Raw genomic sequence first — 16,916 nt, 5'->3', positions numbered from 1 at the left:
CTACGCCGGCCCGGTCGCGATCGGCGGGCCGCCGGCCTGGCCCCATTCCGACCAGGAGCCGTCATAGAGCGCGGTGTCGGTGATCCCCAGGCGATAGAGAGCGAGCGTCAGCACGCCCGCGGACACACCGGAGCCGCAGCTCGTCACGATGGGCGCGTCGAGCTTGACGCCGGCATTCGTGAAGGCGGCGCGGAGATCGTCGAGCGGCTTCATCTCACCGGTCGCGGCATCGAACAGCAGATTGTAGGGCACGTTGCGGGCGCCGGGGATGTGGCCGGAGCGGATGCCGGGCCGCGGCTCGGGCGCACGGCCCTCGAAACGGTCGGCGGCGCGCGCGTCGATCACCTGCTCCTTGCTGCTTTCGAGGTTGGCGATCAGCTGCTGCATGCTGCGCACGCGTTTTGAATCATAACTCGCCCTAAACGTCGCAGGCTTGGGCTTCACCTCGCCGCCCTCGACCGCACGCCCTTCCGCGCGCCACTTCTTCAGGCCGCCATTGAGGATGCGTACATTGCTGTGGCCGAAGGCCAGGAACATCCACCACGCACGCGGTGCTGCGACCCAGCCGCCGGCATCGTAGAGCACGACCGTGTCGGAATTGGAGATGCCGAGATTGCCGACATCGCGGCCGAACTGCTCGGCGCTCGGATACATGTGCGGCAGCGGGTTGGAATGATCCGACACCGCATCGACATCGAAGAACACCGCGCCCGGCAGATGCGCGGCGAGATAATCGTCCTTCGGCAGCGGCAGCACGCCCGGCAGCTTGAAGCTGGCGTCGAGGATCTTGACGTTGGCATCGCCCATGTGGGCGGCGAGCCATTCGGTGGAGACGAGAGGGTCGGTGGCGGTCATCTGTCTTTCCTTGCAGTCATTCCGGGGCGCGCGCAGCACGAGTGAGGCTGAAGCAGCGCGCGTCAAACTCCGCTGTCATCGCCCGGCTCGACCGGGCGATCCAGTACTCCGAGACGGTTGTAATTGCACCGATGGGCTGCGGCGTACTGGATTCCCCGCTTTCGCGGGGAATGACGGGTGGAGAGAGCGAGGCTCACCCCTTCTTCTTCGGCTCCCACTTCTCCGTCGGGCCACCCGCATCACGCCAAGCGGCATAGCCGCCGGCGATGTGGGCGACGGGCTTCAGGCCCATGTCCTGCGCGGTCTTGGCCGCGAGCGCGGAGCGCAGGCCGCCGGCGCAGTGGAAGACGAACTTCTTGTCCTCCTGGAAGATCGGCTTGGCGTAGGGGCTCTGCGGGTCGATCCAGAATTCGAGCATGCCGCGGGTGCAGGCGAAGGCGCCGGGGATGCGGCCGTCGCGCTCGATCTCGCGGGGATCACGGATATCGACGATGACGACGTCGCCGTTCTTGGAGATCTCGATGGCGTCCTTGGCGGTGAGCGTCTCGATCTCGGCATTGGCCTCGTCGATCAGCGCCTTGATGCCGCGGGTGATGGTCTGGGGCATATATCTCTCCCTCTTGTCATTCCGGGGCACGCGTAGCGCGAACCCGGAATCCATTTCTCTACACGCGCTGCAGCCCGATGGATTCCGGGCTCGATGCTTCGCATCGCCCCGGAATGACGGCAGCGCTAATGCGTCAATTCCTTCATCGCGGCTTCCAGCCCCTCGATCGTGATCGGGTACATCCGGTTGGCGAAGATGCGCTTGATGATGGTGGTCGATTCCGAATAGTCCCAGTGCTTCTGCTGCACTGGGTTCAGCCACACCGCGTGCGGATAGGTGCGGATGATGCGGTCGAGCCAGACCGAGCCCGGCTCCTCGTTGACGTGCTCGACCGAGCCGCCGGGCACCATGATCTCGTAAGGCGACATCGAGGCGTCGCCGACGAACACGACCTTGTAGTCGTGCGGGTATTTGTGCAGCACGTCCCAAGTCGGGGTGCGGTCGGTGAAGCGGCGCTTGTTCTGCTTCCACACGCCTTCATAGAGGCAGTTGTGGAAGTAGAAATACTCCATGTGCTTGAACTCGCTCTTCGCCGCCGAGAACAGCTCCTCGACCTGCTCGATATGTGCGTCCATCGAGCCGCCGATGTCGAAGAACACCAGGAGCTTGACCGCGTTGCGCCGCTCGGGGCGCATGTGCACGTCGAGATAGCCGTGATTGGCGGTCTCGCGAATGGTGGTGTCGAGATCGAGCTCGTCGGGCGCGCCGGTGCGGGCGAATTTGCGCAGGCGGCGTAGCGCCACCTTGATGTTGCGGATGCCGAGCTCGACATTGCCGTCGAGGTCCTTGAATTCCCGCCTGTCCCACACCTTCACGGCGCGGTTGTTGCGGTTCTTCTCCTGGCCGATGCGGACGCCCTCGGGGTTGTAGCCGTAGGCCCCAAAGGGTGAAGTGCCGGCGGTGCCGATCCATTTCGAGCCGCCCTGGTGCCGGCCCTTCTGCTCCTCGAGGCGCTTCTTCAGGGTCTCCATGAGCTTGTCCCAGCCCATGGCCTCGATCTGCTTCTTCTCTTCTTCCGTCAGATATTTCTCGGCGAGCTTCTTCAGCCACTCCTCGGGGATCTCGGCCTTCTCCATGGCGTCGAGCAGGCTTTCCAGCCCCTTGAAGACAGTGCCGAAGACGCGGTCGAACTTGTCGAGATTGCGCTCGTCCTTCACCAGCGAAGCGCGCGACAAGTAATAGAAATTCTCGACCGTGTAGTCCGCAAGGTCAGCGTCGAGCGCCTCCATCAGCGTGAGGTATTCGCGCAGCGTCACGGGGACCTGCGCATCGCGCAGAGAGGTGAAGAATTGCAGGAACATGGGTGACAGATTGCCCGTCGGGGGACGGACGTCAAGGGGCGCAGCTTCACCTCTCCCATAGGGAGAGGTCGGCACGCAGTGCCGGGTGAGGGGTTTCGCTCCCTCGTGCGCCGGCCCCCTCACCCGGATCGCTGACGCGATCCGACCTCTCCCCGCTGGGGAGAGGTGAACCACGCGCGTCGGCGCGCCAATTCAACATAGACCCAAGCGCTTTTTGCTCTAGAATTGACCGCCTCACGGGGTTGTTTTGGGGACGTTTGCAATGGGAATTCTCGCGGCGCTCATCATCGGCGCGATCGCCGGCTGGCTCGCGGGCAAGATTGTCCACGGGGCGGGATTTGGGCTGGTCGGCAACATCGTCGTCGGCATCATCGGCGCGCTGGTGGCGAGCTGGGTGCTGCCCCAGCTGCACATCGCGCTCGCCACCGGCACGTTAGGTGCCATCGTCGACGCCACGATCGGCGCGGTGATTGTGCTGGTGATCCTTTCGCTGATAAGACGGGTCTGAAAGCCTGACCGAACCAGGAACGGCCGCCCTGCGCGGCCGTTCCCATGTCGCGACCGGGGCGATGAAAGTGCGATGTCTCGGACGACGACCAACAAGGACGCGCGATGAAATTTACCGGCACCAAGGACTATGTTGCGACCGACGATCTCAAGGTCGCCGTCAATGCCTCGATCGTGCTCGAGCGCCCGCTGCTGGTGAAGGGCGAGCCCGGCACCGGCAAGACGGTGCTGGCCGAGGAAGTCGCGAAGGCGCTGAACGCGCCGCTGCTGACCTGGCACATCAAGTCCACCACCAAGGCGCAGCAGGGGCTCTACGAGTACGACGCGGTGTCGCGCCTGCGCGACAGCCAGCTCGGCGATGCCCGCGTATCGGACATCAAGAACTACATCAAGCGCGGCAAGCTGTGGGAAGCCTTCACCAGCGAGCAGCGCCCGGTGCTCTTGATCGACGAGATCGACAAGGCCGACATCGAATTCCCCAACGACCTGCTGCTCGAGCTCGACCGCATGGAATTCCACGTCTACGAGACCGGCGAGACGATCAAGGCCAAGCAGCGCCCGATCATGATGATCACCTCCAACAATGAGAAGGAGCTGCCGGACGCCTTCCTGCGCCGCTGCTTCTTCCACTACATCAAGTTCCCCGATGCCGACACCATGCATCGCATAGTCGACGTCCACTTCCCCGGCATCAAGAAGCGCCTGGTCGAGGAAGCCTTGCGCATCTTCTTCGAGGTCCGCGAGGTACCGGGCCTGAAGAAGAAGCCGTCGACCTCGGAGCTGCTCGACTGGCTCAAGCTGCTGCTCAACGAAGACATGAGCGCCGAGCAGCTGAGGGAACGCGACCCGCGCAAACTGATCCCGCCGCTGCACGGCGCGCTGCTCAAGAACGAGCAGGACGTGCATCTGTTCGAGCGGCTGGCGTTCCTGAGCAGAAGGGAAGTGTAGGCTTCGTGTCCCGGACGCGCTGCAGCGTGAAACGCTGCTGCGCAGAGCCGGGACCCAGAAGGCCGCACGGGCTGCTCGGAGACATGGGCCCCGGCTCTGCAACGCACCGCAAGGGCGCTGCGCTGCGTCCGGGGCACGAGAGCGGAGTTCGCCGCACGCTCTCTCCACATCGTCATTGCGAGCGCAGCGAAGCATCCAGAATCCTCCGCGGAACGATTCTGGATTGCTTCGTCGCAAGCGCTCTTCGCAATGACGGAGCAAGCCGCATGGGCATCGCTCTCCAACTCGCCTCTCAATCTCAGGCACGTCTTCGCATTCTCGCGGCGCATTTAGCCCGAACTTTGCTTCATTCCTCACCCCCAAGGAAAGAGGGCGCAGGGAAGGCCGCATAGGCGTTAAGGTAGCGCGAGCATCGATTGATACGGACGTTTTCGAGGAGGCTCGCGCAGGTGCCGCCCAAGCGCTCGCTTTCTGCGGCGGAAGCAACGGATGGTTGGTTGTGGAATGATCGCTTGTAGCAAGGATGCAACGAGTTGTTGCAAAACACGCCAAGCGCCAGGTGCCGTCAGGCGGCCTGCATCCAGCGGGGAGAGTCCTCGAAGTCGCGGGCAAGCGGCTCGAGCAGCAGGATGATCAAGAGGTGTGCCAGCAAGTAGGGCTTGGCGGAGCGCGGATCGGTTCCAGGTGGCGTCTTGAGACCAATCAGACTCTTCAGTCGCTTGAAGCCAAGTTCGATGCGCCATCGCAGTCGATAGAGCGCAAGTACATCCTTGGTGGAGAACTCGTCCCGTGCGAGCGACGTGACCAGAATGACCCAATCCGCGGCTTCCAGAGTTTCTTTGGAGATGACGCGGTTTTCGTCTTGTGCGTCGCGCCGGGCTTTACGACGCGAAGCCGCGACTGCACCGGCGGGCTTCTTGACTGCGACCAGACGCATAGCCAGAGGCGCACCGTCCTTGCGTTTGATCCAAATCCTCCGATCGATCAGTCCGTGCGCCTTCGCCGCACGCAATTGGGCCATCAGATCGAACGGAAGGCCTTTGCCATCAAGCCAACGTGCGTTCTTCCAGCCCGCTCGGATCAAAACGTCTGCCCCGGCGTCGCGGACAGCGGCGATGCGGTCAGGTTGCAGATAAGCGCGGTCAGCAATGCGGATCTCGTTCTTGACCACCGGTATCCGGTCAAACGTTTCGCCCTCTTGCTGATCTGTCAGCTCGAAGTGACCAAAGCGCTCATATGGCAGATCGAATGCACTATGAACGCGCCAAAGCTCACTGTTCCTGCGCGCAGCCGGTCCTGCCTGAGGCACTGTCGTCGCATCGATAATGCGGATCAGGCGGCCTCGGCTCGCCTTCGGGGCTGCCGCAGCCAGCAAGCCCTCCACCAGCACTGCAAACCAATCGCCACATTGACGCAGGCGATAGAACAACGCCACGCTGCTGAGGTCGGCAAGGCCAACAGAAGCGGCCCATGCGGCTGTCGATCTCAACCCTCTTTCACCCAGACAATAGGCCAGCATCAGCCGAAGTAACGACACCGCATCTGGAATTTGGCGCCGCCGCACGAAAGCCTTCGTCTGGCGCGCACTTATTTCAAGCTGCGCAGCCCCGCCGAGCTGCGCAACCACTCTCGTCCAGTCCTCGTTCAGAAGCGATTCGTCTGCCATCCCGCCTTGGAATCACGTGTGATTCCAACACTCAAGAATAAACTTAACGCCTATGGGGAAGGCCGGGTGCCGGCTGGCACCCACGGTCCGCTGCGCGAAAAGTGCACGCAGAGAAACCGCACAGCGGCATACAGGTGAAGCCCAACACACGGCCTTCCCTGCGCGATGGTCGGACGGCTTATACCGCGCTCTTGTGTCTGCAAATTGTGCCAAAAAACGCCAACGGGCGGTTCTGACCAACCGCCCGTCGCTGGATCTGAGCCCGACCGTGCTCAAAGGCCTTGAGAGCCTGTCCGGGAGCGTGGGACAGATCCGGTGTCTTCCTCAACCCGAACAGTTGCATGGGCTTCGAGCCCGAACCGAGCAAGGAAGGGAGTGGATGATGGCACAAAACGGTGGCGTTGTCGTCGGGATCGATGTGGCCAAGGACAAGGTGGATGCATGCATCCGCGCGGTGTCGCAACGGCAGACGTTTCCTAGCACTGCAGAAGGACGGCGCGGTCTGATCCGCTGGCTGCGCAAATACAAGGTTGCCAAGGCGGTCATGGAGGCATCTGGCGGTTACGAGCGAGAGTGGGCTAAGGCGCTGCGTCAGGCCGACATCGAAGCCCGGATCGTCGACCCCAAGCGCGTGCGTGATTTCGCTCGATCAGCCGGACAACTCGCCAAGAACGATGCGATCGATGCGGAGATGATCGCCTGGTTTGCCGAGACCTTCACCGATGCTCCAGATCAGGCCCATGACACGGCCCGCGAGAATCTGGTGCAGGTCGTAAAAGCGCGCCAGAGCCTGCTCGATCTGCAGACGAGCCTGAAAAATAGGGGCGAGCATGCCGCCCCCAAAATCGTCCAGCAGATGCAGGCTCGGTTGTTAAAGCAGATCGCAGACGAAGTTGCCAAGCTCGAGGTTGCGATCGCCGCAATGATCAAGGCCGCGCCACATTTGGCCGAACTTGCCGAGATCATCGAGAGCGTGCCAGGGCTCGGCAAGATCACATCCGCCGGTCTGGTCGCCGCGATGCCGGAACTTGGCCAGGTGAGCAACAGGATCGCCGCTGCGCTGTTGGGAGCAGCTCCTTACGATGACGACAGCGGGAAGCGACGCGGTGATCGCCATGTAAAAGGTGGACGCCGAAAGGTTCGCAATCTCTTCTACATGGCTTGCCTCGGCGCTGCGACGCGGCACAACCCTGTGATCATGGCCTTCTATGATCGTCTGATCGCTAAAGGGAAGGAGCCGAAGGTTGCGCTGATCGCCTGCATGCGCAAGCTCATCGGCATTCTCAACACCATGATCGCCCGCGCCAGAAATGGGATGCTCGCCGCTACGAACTGAGCGAACCCGCTCGGCCTCAGCCGAGCGCATGCACCGCCTGAAGACCGGTGAGCGGGCGGGGTCAAGGCCGTCAGCCGCCGAAGGCGGGGGCGCACAGCGCCAGCCTTGAGCCCGCTCGATCACCGGTCTACTTCAACACAGTTGCTCCCGGGAGCCGAGTTCCTTCTGGCCTCCCTCACCTCGGCGAAAGTCGCCGGCATCGCGCCGGTTGACGCGACTGCCGCATTCGCCAAGGCTTGACCGTAGCAACGACGGCCAGGACCACACGGTTTTGCCGTACGCACACAGCGCCGTTCGTCCGCACGAAGCTTCGGGTTCACGGAGAGCAATCCGCCCTGCCCTTGACATCTCGCACACGACGCTGCCGCGTCCACCGCAACCCGGCCCGCGTTTCGAACGACTCGCGAACCGCCCCTCTTCCGTGAGCCGGGCTGCGTCGACTTATGCCGCAATTCCGAATTTCGGTAAAGTGGAATATTTTTGGCGGAAGGGGTTGACGGGTTGCGGGGTGTTTTGCCCAACGGGACAATTCACATGTCGCTGCACGTCGTAGCCCGGATGGAGCGAAAGCGTAATCCGGGGAAAGCGCCGAAGGCCGGGCGAGCGGCCCCGGATTGCGCTCCGCTCCATCCGGGCTACGAACCTCCGTATCGGCAGAAGTGCCGGGTCACGCCACCGCCGTGTCCGGAATCCTTGCGGCTTCCATCGGCTGCTTGCCGCGGATCAGGTCGGAGGCGCGGTCCGCGATCATCATGGTGGAGGCGTTGAGGTTCGCCGAGATCATACGCGGCATGACCGAGGCATCGATGACGCGCAGGCCCTCCAGGCCGTGGACGCGGAGGTGGTCGTCGACCACTGCCCAGGTGGAGTCCGCCGGGCCCATGCGGCAGGTGCAGCCGGGGTGGAAGGTGGTGGTGCCGCGCTGGGTGGCGGCGTGCAGAAATTCGTCGTCGGTGTTGACGTTGGGACCGGGGAAATCCTCGTAGGCGTAGTAGGGCGACAGCGGGGCACTCTTCAAAAGCTTGCGCGCGAGCTTCATGCCGCCGACGATGACGCGGCGGTCGAGCTCGGCGTCGAGATAGTTGGTCTGGATGATCGGCGGCGCGAACGGATCGCTGGAGCGGATGCGGACGTAGCCGCGGCTCTCGGGGCGCTGCTGCCAGGACGCCACCGTCATGCCGGGCTCGTCCTCGAGCTGGCCCTGCACGCCCTCCTTGTAGCTTGCCGGCGTGAAGGTGAGCTGAAGGTCGGAGCTCTCCGCGCTCTCGCCGGAATGCCAGAAGCAATAGACCATGGTCGGCGACAGCGACAGCAGGCCGCGGCGCGCGGTGGCCCATTTCGCTGCTTCGATCCAGAGACGCCAGCCGCGGCGGAGCTCGTTGATGGTCTTGATGTCCTTGACGCGCGCGACCGTGCGCGGCGCATAATGGTCCTGAAGGCCCTCGCCGACGGGGAGCGCGTGACGCACCGCGATGCCGTGCTGCTGCAACAGATCGGGCGAGCCGACGCCGGAGAGCTGCAGGAGCTGCGGCGAATTATAGGTGCCGCCGGAGAGGATGACTTCCTTGTTGGCGCGCACTTCGACAGGATGGCCGCCGCGGCCGCCTTTCATGTAGCGCACGCCGACCGCGCGCTTGCCTTCAAAAATGATCTCGGTCGCGTGCGCATGCGTGTGCACATGCACGTTGGGCCGCTTCATCGCCGGCTTGAGGAACGCGGTCGCGCCGGAGACGCGCAGGCCGTTGTTGATGGTGCGCTGGCAGTAGGAGACGCCTTCCTGGGTCTTGCCGTTGTAGTCGGGGTTGCGGGGAATGCCGAGCGAGACCGCACCTTCCATGAAGGCCTCGCAGAGCGGATCGCGCCAGTTCATGGTGGTGACGATGAGGTTGCCGTCGCGGCCGCGATAGGTGTCCTCGCCCTCGCCGACCCGCTTCTCCAGCCGGCGGAAGTAGGGAAGCACGTCGGCATAGCCCCAGCCGCGATTGCCCATCTGCGCCCAGGTGTCGAAATCCATGCGCTGGCCGCGGTTGTAGATGTGGCCGTTGATCGAGGACGAGCCGCCGAGCGTCTTGCCGCGCGGCGCGTAGATGCTGCGCCCGCCGGTCCAGGGCCCCGGCTCCTGCTGGTACGCCCAGTTGATGCTCTTCATGTGGAAGGTCTTGATGAAGCCCGCCGGCAGATGGATGTACGGGTGCCAGTCGGAAGGGCCCGCCTCGAGCACGCAGACGCTGACATTCGGATCTTCGCTGAGCCGGCTGGCGAGCACGCAACCGGCGGAGCCCGCGCCGACGATCACATAATCAAATCTGTCCATGGTGCCTCGGCCGCTTATCGCTCAATTGATTTAGCTGAACTGTTGCCGCGCTCGCGATCACCTCTCCCATAGGGAGAGGTCGGCGCGGAGCGCCGGGTGAGGGGTGCGGTCTCTCGTGGGACCGGAGCCCCCTCACCCGATTTGCTGCGCAAATCACCTCTCCCCTCCGGGGAGAGGTGAGGACCATCGCGGCGAATTCGTATCGATCAGAAGACATCTCTTCTAGCGCGGCTTGTCGTTGAGTTGGAATTCCAGATGCGCCTGCACCGTCGGCCATTCGGCGGCGGTGATGCTGTAAACAACAGTATCACGCAGCGTGCCGTTCGGCGCGATCTGGTGGCTGCGCAGAATGCCGTCCTGCTTGGCGCCCAGGCGCTCGATGGCGCGGCGGCTCTGGTGGTTGAAGAAGTGCGTGCGGAACTCGACCGCGATGCAGTTCAGCGTCTCGAAGGCATGGCGCATCAGCAACAGCTTGCATTGCGTGTTGAGCGGGCCGCGCTGCGCGCTCTTGCCATACCAGGTCGAGCCGATCTCGACGCGGCGGTTGGCGGCATCGATGTTCATGTAGGTGGTCATGCCGACGATCCTGCCGCCGGCATCGAACACGGTGAAGGGCAGCATCGAACCTGCGGCCTGCAAGCCGAGGCGGCGGTCGATCTCCTTGCCCATGTTCTCCGGCAGCGGGATCGCCGTGTACCAGAGTTTTGACAGCTCGCCGTCCTTGACGGCCTCGACCAGACCCTCGCGATGATCATGCGACAGCGGCTCGAGACGGGCGTGCTGTCCGCGCAGGGTGATGGGATCGGGCCAGGGCATTCTATCGTTCCTCATGATGTCATTCCGGGGCGATCCGCAGGACCGAGCCCGGAATCTCGAGATCCCGGGTTCGGCTCTTCGAGCCGCCCCGGGATGACGATGGCGTACTACGTCATCGTCACTTGTTCAAAAAATTCAACGGCAAACCGCCGCGCGGCCAGTCCATGGCGATCAGCTCGCCCTTGCCCGACAGCGTGATATAGGCGGTCTTCAGCTCGGGGCCGCCGAAGGCGATATTGGTGGTGACGCGGTCGCCGGTCGGAACCTGCTCGACCAGGGTGCCGTCTGGCGCGATCACGGAGATGCAGCCGGAGACGAGGGTGGCGACGCAGACATTGCCGTTCGCTTCCACTGCGAGCGAGTCGAACATCTGATAGCCGCCGAGGCCGCAGATCGGCTTGCCCCGCTCGCCGCGATAGATCGCATCGCGCGGCTTGAGCGTGCCCGGCGCCGAGAGCTCATAGGCCCAGAGCCGGCCGGTCGGCGTCTCCGCGATGTAGACCGTGTTCTCGTCCGGCGATAGCCCGATGCCGTTGGCCGGCAGCACGCCATGCACGACTTCCACGATCTCGGTCATGCCGGGCTTCAGGTAATACATGCCGCCGACGTCCATCTCGCGGGCGCGGCGCTTGCCGAGATCGGAGAACCAGAGGCCGCCCTGCTTGTCGAAGACGAGGTCGTTCGGCCCGCGCAGATCGTGCGCCCCGCATTTGGTCACGACGGTCTCGACCTTGCCGGATTGCAGATCGACGCGCTGGATCGAACCGCCGAGATAATCGTCTGGCTGCGGACCGGGCATGATCATGTTGCGGGTCGGGATCCAGGAGAAGCCGCCATTGTTGCAAATGTAGATCTTGCCGTCGGGCCCGAGCGCGGCGCCATTCGGGCCGCCCGGCACCTTGGCGACGATCTCCTTGCGGCCGTCGGGATAAACCCGCGTCAGGCGCTGGCCGCGGATCTCCACCAGCACCACCGAGCCGTCCGGCATCACGACCGGCCCCTCGGGAAATTCGAGGTCGGTGGCGAGGACGCGTATGTTGGGCGTGCTAATGGACATTTGGGACCCTCCCGGCTGCCTATTATGATTATGGCTTGCACGGGATGTCCGGCACGGGCCCCGCAGGCAAGATTTGCCTGCGGTTATGACAAAGTCGCCAAGGCTTGCCAAGCAAGCGGGACGGTATGCCAGCCTTGCAACCTAAAGCGCGACGGGATTTCGCGATTTAGGTTCTTGCTTGAGCATGATCTTTTCGGAAAACCGCTGCGCACTTTTCCGGATCATGCTTACTCCCGCACTGGTATCCAAATCTCGAAGCCGCCATGGCCGGTTGCGGGGTCGAACTTCTCGTCATAGCGCTCGAAGTTCGGCGCATCCGCGGCTTTCAAACAGGACGCCGGCAACCACTGATTCCAGATCGTGTTGACGGTGCGCCGGATCGAGGCGACGTGCTCGGTATGCGTGAAAACCGCATAGCGCTGCTCGGGAATGCGGATGCGACCGAAGCGGCGCGGCAGGTCGGAGAAGTCGGCGACCTCGACGCCGGCGATGTAATCGAAATTGCCGGCATCATCGCCGTTGCAGCAGACGCCGTAGGCGACGTTACCAACGCGGGCGGGGATGTCGGCAACCTCCTGATGGAAGCGTTGCCAAAGACCGGGGATCATGGCGCCATTGTCGCAGGAGATGCGCTCGGCGGGACCGGCAATGAGGAAGGCCTTGGCGGTCTCGAAACGTGGCGGGGCGAGAGTATCGAGCATGGTGGAATCCATGAGGATCGGCTCCTGAAGCTTGAGGTGGCCAGTGCACGTTGCCGCCCTCACCGCTTCCGGCGTGGTGCCGAACTGGTCGCGGAACGCGCGGGTGAATGCTTCGTGCGAGCCGTAATCCGCCTCCAGCGCCAGTGACAGGATGTCGGGCGCGCCCTTTGCCAGACTGCGCGCCGCCTCCGTCAGCCGCCGCGCGCGCACGTACCGCATCACCGGAAGACTGACTGCTGCGGCAAACGCACGCACAAGGTGGAACCGCGACACGCCCGAGACCGCCGCGATCTCGTCGAGCGTCATCGGCTCGGCCAGATGGCTCTCGATATACCAGAGCGCGCGCTGGGCTGGGTTCATGGCGATTCAGGCTCTCGTTCGAAACGCGGCGATGATGCGCTGGTCAGCAGCACTCTGCTTGATCGGCATTGCTGTCCTTCGCATGAGCATAGTCCGGCAATGACCACTGGCAACGCCCTGGTGTTCGTGGCTACACTCGTTGAAACCGCTCACGAGAAAGAGGAACCGGGTCATGGAAATCACCGATGTGCGGGCGCACCATATCCGCATTCCCTATGACGCCGGTGTCGCGAGCTTTCGCCAGGGCGCTTCCGCCATCACCGCCCTCGACATGGTCCTCGTCGAGGTCACGACCGATTCCGGGCTGACCGGCTGGGGCGATGCTTTCGCCTATGTCTGCCCGCGCACGACGCGCAGCGCCGTCGAGGAGATGATCGCGCCGCAGGCCCGCGGGCTAGAGGTGCCCGATGCCGCCGGCATTCCCGCGGTGATGGAACAGATCCAGCGCAATCTGCATCTGTTCGGCCGCTACGGCATCACCATGTTCGCGATCTCCGGGCTCGATATCGCATTGTGGGACCTTGCCGCCAAGATAGAGGGCGTGCCGGTGCACCGCCTGCTGGGCGAGATCAGGCGCACGGCCATTCCAGCTTACGCGAGCCTGCTGCGGATCGGCTCGCCCGATAACATCGCCGCCGAATGCAGGAAGGCGCTCGCGCTCGGCTATGGCGCGATCAAGCTGCACGAGACCACGGCGCCGGCCGTGTTTGCCGCGCGCGAGGCGATCGGCCCCAACATTCCGCTGATGATCGACATGAACTGCCCGCTCACGGCCGAGCAGGCGATCGCATTCGCGGTGACGTGCCGGGACGCGCAACCGATGTTTCTGGAGGAGCCGGTCTGGCCGCCCGAGGATTTCACCGCGCTCGCCGACGTGCGCCGCAAGAGCGGACTCGGCATCGCCGCCGGCGAGAATGCCTGCACGGAATATCAATTCCGCCAGATGATGGAGGCGGGCGCGGTGAGCCACGCCCAGCCGTCAGTCATCAAGGTCGGCGGCATCACGGAGTTTCTGAAAGTCGCGGCGCTGGCCGATCGGTCCGGCGTCAAGATCGTGCCGCACTCTCCTTATTTTGGCCCCGGCCTGCTGGCGACGCTGCATCTGCTCGCGACGCGCGACGACGGACTGGTCGAGATGTTCTATTTGAAGCGCGAGGCCTGCCTCTGGAACAGCCGCGCCGATGTCGATGGCAGCGGCCATGTCGCGGTGCCCTCAGGCCCCGGGCTCGGTTACGAGCCCGATCGTGGCGTGATGGAGCGATATCGCGTCGCGTGAACGGCGCTTATTTCGCCGCGTCCTTGGGCGGCGGCGCGTCCTGCTTCTTCTTCAGATCCTCGGCCGTCTTCGCCTGCGCGGCCTGCAGGTCGCCAAGCGTCTTCTGAAGGCCGGCGAGGCTCGTCTTCAGCGCGTCGATCTGGCGGTTGGCCGCATCGAGTTTCTGCTGGTGGTCGAGATTGAGCTTGGTGATGGTCTTTTGGAGGAAATCGACATTGCTCTGCAGACAGCTGGTGCGCCGCTCCATGGTCTTCTCGACCGTGCAGATCTCGATGCCGGGCACGTCCTGCGCGTGCACCGGCAGAGGCGCCAGCGCTGCGAGCAGCAAGATCGTGAAACAAATGTCAGCGTTTCGAAGCAGCATGAAAGTTCCTCGGCCAGTCGATCACGGCAATGTGCGCTGTTTGCGCAGAGCCGCGTGAGGCTACCACACTCGCACCGCATTCTCGCGTTGAGCTTGGGCTCGTTCCCCTGGGACGGGGAGCATGAACCGCACGCGGAAGAAGTGGGCGCTCTTCCCGCGGCTTTGATTAGGGGAGATTTTCGGAATGGCAACGCGCGATAGACGTTTGGCGGAATTCGATGGCGCCGGAGAACCACCGCCGGGCCTGCCACTCGAAGTGCTGTGCGAGGATCACAGCGGAACGTATCAACTGCCGTTCGCCTGCCGCTATGTCGAGGGACGCTGGCAGAACCACGAGGCCGGTATTGCGGTCGAAGCAACCGTGATCGGCTGGCGCCTGCCGCGCGTGAAGCAGCGCGGTGCCGCCTGAAGGCGGTCTCTGTTTCAAAATGCGACGGGGCCGCGCTTGGCTTTAACCTTCGGAACGCGGCCCGAACGAATCACGTCCGAATCAGCTGAAAGGCCGTGTACGCACCTGTTCACGGCTAGATGTCGGTGCGGCTCTGCGGGCGTGTACAAGATCTCGGCAGCGCGCCGGCTGGGCCCGGCCTGGCACCGGCGCCAAAGGTTAATCGTGGCAAAGGCATCGCCGTGAGGCCGCCGCGGGAGGGCCCCCGCCGCCGAAACAGGCAGGGCCGCGCAATATCTGCCTAATATTCGACCTCGAGCTCCTCGATCTCGGCCGGCTCCTCCCTCGCTGCCGCGATCCATTCCTGCATCTCGGGCATGGCCATGATGGTGTCGGCATAGGCCTTCAGCGGCGGCGCGAGCTTGACGTCATAGGTCACAAAGCGCGTCACCACCGGGGCATACATCGCATCTGCCATGGTGCGCTGCGCGCCGAACAGGAAGGGACCGCCCGATTTCTCCAGGCAGTCGCGCCAGATGAACCAGACGCGGTCGATGTCGGCCTGCGCCCGCGACCAGATCTTAAAGCCGGGAAAGTGCCCCTTCAGGTTGACCGGCAGCGAGGCGCGCAGCGTGGTGAAGCCGGAATGGATTTCGCCCGAGATCGAGCGGCAATGGGCGCGCTGGATGCGATCGGCCGGCAACAGGCCGGCGTCCGGCATCACCTCGTTGAGATATTCGGCAATCGCCAGCGTATCCCAGACCACGGCGCCCTCGTGCCGCAGGCACGGCACAAGGATCGACGACGACAGCAGCAGGATCTCGGCGCGCGCCGATGGATCGTCGGGCGCGGTGACGATCTCCTCGAAATCGAGCCCGGAGAATTTCGTCAGCAGCCAGCCACGCAGCGACCAGGATGAGTAGTTCTTGCTGCTGATGGTCAGTGTCGCCTTCGCCATAGAGCCCTTCCCTCACCCCTGGGGCAACGCACCGCCACGCGTGCGGGCCCGTGACCTGTGCTTCCCGCCCAGAGAGCAGCAAGCGACGTGCCAATTTTCCGGGCGGTCCGGCTCCCGTCTGGCTTCGATATTGCATCACGACGGGGGGACAGGTGGGCACTTCAGTATGATGTCGATGTATTATCAGGCCTTTCAGAACCACATGGACCTGACGGCGCCGTGGCGCGCGGGCGCTTCCTCCGCGCTTAAATTCCTCAATCTGGTGCCTCAGGGCCTATCGGACCAGGTCGTCGGCCGGCTGTCGGCCGCGCTGGAGCTGATCTCGCGTTCCACCCTCACCTATGACCGACCGGCCTACGGCATCGACAGCGTCATGGTCGGCAACCGCGAAATCGCCGTCACCGAGGAGATCGCCTACGCGACGCCGTTCGGCTCGCTGCTGCACTTCAAGAAGGATGGCGCCCCCGAGCAGCCGCGCATGCTGCTGGTCGCGCCGATGTCCGGACATTTCGCCACGCTGCTGCGCGGCACCGTGATGACGCTGCTCCAGGACCACGACGTCTACATCACCGACTGGCACAATCCGCGCGACATTCCGCGCAGCGAAGGCCGCTTCGGGCTCGACGACTACACCGAGCACCTGATCGATTTCCTCGGACAGCTCGGCCCGCGGCCGCACATGGTCGCGATCTGCCAGCCCTCCGTCTCCGCGCTCGCGGCCGCCGCGATCATGTGCGAGGACAACCATCCCTCGCGCCCGGCGACGCTGACGCTGATGGCGGGCCCGATCGACACGCGGATCCAGCCGACCAGGGTCAACGAGTTCGCCAAGAGCAAGCCGATCGAGTGGTTCGAGCGCAACCTCATCAACTACGTGCCGATGCAGTGCCGCGGCGCCTTGCGCAAGGTCTATCCCGGCTTCGTGCAGCTGACCGCCTTCGTCTCGATGAATCTCGAGCGCCATATCAAGCAGCATCTCGATCTCGCCAACCACATCGCCAAGGGCGAGAAGGAGAAGGCCGCGACGATCAAGACGTTCTACGACGAATATTTCGCCGTGATGGATCTTCCGGCGGAATTCTACATCGAGACCGTGCGCGACGTATTCCAGGAGCACCTCCTGCCACAGGGCAAGCTGATGCATCGCGGACGGCCGGTGAACACCAAAGCCGTCAGCCGCATGGGCCTGATGACGGTCGAGGGCGAGAAGGACGACATCTGCTCGATCGGCCAGACCCTCGCAGCGCAAGACCTCTGCACCAGCGTGCGCGCCTATCGGCGCGTCCACCACATGCAGGCGGGCGTCGGCCATTACGGCGTGTTCTCGGGCAAGCGCTGGAACAACGAGATCTACCCGCTGCTGCGGGATTTCGTGCACGTCAATTCGTAGAGCACGGCTTATTCGTCAAGGCGGACCGCCGCAGGCGATCCGCGGCCGAACGGCGCTTCCGCGCGAGACCGG

General features: G+C 63.8%; 16 protein-coding genes. 6 read left to right on the top strand and 10 right to left on the bottom strand.

Features of this window, described 5'->3' with window-relative positions; genetic code table 11:
- From sseA to P6U29_RS12075, 3 genes are all read right to left on the bottom strand, one after another.
- Positions 1-855 carry a 3-mercaptopyruvate sulfurtransferase gene (sseA, locus tag P6U29_RS12085; protein ID WP_407117798.1) on the bottom strand — a complete coding sequence of 285 codons (855 nt, stop codon included), beginning with the start codon at positions 853-855 and terminating at the stop codon, positions 1-3.
- A gap of 193 nt (positions 856-1,048) precedes the next feature.
- The gene (locus P6U29_RS12080; protein ID WP_028179894.1) at positions 1,049-1,462 is read right to left on the bottom strand and encodes a rhodanese-like domain-containing protein; all 414 of its coding nucleotides are present in this window, start codon (positions 1,460-1,462) and stop codon (positions 1,049-1,051) included.
- Between the two features lie 125 nt (positions 1,463-1,587).
- Positions 1,588-2,763, bottom strand: a complete 1,176-nt coding sequence (locus P6U29_RS12075) for a vWA domain-containing protein (RefSeq protein WP_407117797.1) — start codon at positions 2,761-2,763, stop codon at positions 1,588-1,590.
- Positions 2,764-3,025: 262 nt separating this feature from the next.
- Between P6U29_RS12075 and P6U29_RS12070 the strand changes: the two genes are divergently transcribed.
- Together P6U29_RS12070 and P6U29_RS12065 are read left to right on the top strand one after the other, a co-directional pair.
- The gene (locus P6U29_RS12070; RefSeq protein ID WP_100235460.1) at positions 3,026-3,271 is read left to right on the top strand and encodes a GlsB/YeaQ/YmgE family stress response membrane protein; all 246 of its coding nucleotides are present in this window, start codon (positions 3,026-3,028) and stop codon (positions 3,269-3,271) included.
- Positions 3,272-3,375: 104 nt separating this feature from the next.
- Positions 3,376-4,218 (top strand): AAA family ATPase, encoded by an 843-nt coding sequence (locus P6U29_RS12065; protein WP_407117796.1) that lies wholly within the window; start codon positions 3,376-3,378, stop codon positions 4,216-4,218.
- Positions 4,219-4,783: 565 nt separating this feature from the next.
- On the opposite strand, the gene P6U29_RS12060 is transcribed toward P6U29_RS12065, so the two are convergent.
- Positions 4,784-5,884 (bottom strand): IS4 family transposase, encoded by a 1,101-nt coding sequence (locus tag P6U29_RS12060; RefSeq protein WP_407116497.1) that lies wholly within the window; start codon positions 5,882-5,884, stop codon positions 4,784-4,786.
- A gap of 52 nt (positions 5,885-5,936) precedes the next feature.
- On the opposite strand from P6U29_RS12060, the gene P6U29_RS12055 reads away from it, so the two are divergent.
- Entirely contained in the window at positions 5,937-7,220 is a 1,284-nt protein-coding gene (locus P6U29_RS12055; protein ID WP_407117795.1) for an IS110 family transposase, read from the top strand.
- A 667-nt stretch (positions 7,221-7,887) separates the two neighbouring features.
- Here the strand turns inward: P6U29_RS12055 and P6U29_RS12050 are convergent.
- The 4 genes from P6U29_RS12050 to P6U29_RS12035 form a co-directional block, all read right to left on the bottom strand.
- The gene (locus P6U29_RS12050; protein WP_407117794.1) at positions 7,888-9,534 is read right to left on the bottom strand and encodes a GMC family oxidoreductase; all 1,647 of its coding nucleotides are present in this window, start codon (positions 9,532-9,534) and stop codon (positions 7,888-7,890) included.
- A 222-nt stretch (positions 9,535-9,756) separates the two neighbouring features.
- A complete protein-coding gene (locus P6U29_RS12045; protein ID WP_407119301.1) occupies positions 9,757-10,350 on the bottom strand; it encodes a GNAT family N-acetyltransferase in 594 nt (197 codons plus the stop codon).
- A 118-nt stretch (positions 10,351-10,468) separates the two neighbouring features.
- On the bottom strand, positions 10,469-11,407 hold the full coding sequence (locus tag P6U29_RS12040) for an SMP-30/gluconolactonase/LRE family protein (protein WP_407117793.1): 939 nt from the start codon (positions 11,405-11,407) through the stop codon (positions 10,469-10,471).
- 227 nt (positions 11,408-11,634) lie between these two features.
- On the bottom strand, positions 11,635-12,468 hold the full coding sequence (locus P6U29_RS12035) for a GyrI-like domain-containing protein (protein ID WP_407117792.1): 834 nt from the start codon (positions 12,466-12,468) through the stop codon (positions 11,635-11,637).
- A gap of 172 nt (positions 12,469-12,640) precedes the next feature.
- Between P6U29_RS12035 and P6U29_RS12030 the strand changes: the two genes are divergently transcribed.
- Complete coding sequence (locus P6U29_RS12030) at positions 12,641-13,744, top strand: mandelate racemase/muconate lactonizing enzyme family protein (protein ID WP_407117791.1); 1,104 nt, start codon at positions 12,641-12,643, stop codon at positions 13,742-13,744.
- Positions 13,745-13,751: 7 nt separating this feature from the next.
- Here P6U29_RS12030 and P6U29_RS12025 read toward each other — a convergent pair whose 3' ends face one another.
- On the bottom strand, positions 13,752-14,108 hold the full coding sequence (locus P6U29_RS12025) for a hypothetical protein (protein WP_407117790.1): 357 nt from the start codon (positions 14,106-14,108) through the stop codon (positions 13,752-13,754).
- Positions 14,109-14,292: 184 nt separating this feature from the next.
- On the opposite strand from P6U29_RS12025, the gene P6U29_RS12020 reads away from it, so the two are divergent.
- A complete protein-coding gene (locus P6U29_RS12020) occupies positions 14,293-14,517 on the top strand; it encodes a hypothetical protein (RefSeq protein ID WP_024339451.1) in 225 nt (74 codons plus the stop codon).
- Between the two features lie 280 nt (positions 14,518-14,797).
- Here the strand turns inward: P6U29_RS12020 and P6U29_RS12015 are convergent, their stop codons facing one another.
- Positions 14,798-15,454, bottom strand: coding sequence for a glutathione S-transferase family protein (locus P6U29_RS12015; protein WP_407117789.1), 657 nt, complete (start codon positions 15,452-15,454; stop codon positions 14,798-14,800).
- A gap of 166 nt (positions 15,455-15,620) precedes the next feature.
- On the opposite strand from P6U29_RS12015, the gene P6U29_RS12010 reads away from it, so the two are divergent.
- Positions 15,621-16,844: a polyhydroxyalkanoate depolymerase gene (locus P6U29_RS12010; protein ID WP_407117788.1), complete on the top strand. Its 1,224-nt coding sequence runs from the start codon at positions 15,621-15,623 to the stop codon at positions 16,842-16,844.
- Positions 16,845-16,916: the final 72 nt, after the last annotated feature.

Origin of the sequence: Bradyrhizobium sp. LMG 9283 (assembly GCF_045571415.1) — a bacterium.
Classification (GTDB): domain Bacteria; phylum Pseudomonadota; class Alphaproteobacteria; order Rhizobiales; family Xanthobacteraceae; genus Bradyrhizobium.
This window is presented reverse-complemented; position numbering and strand designations above follow the sequence as displayed.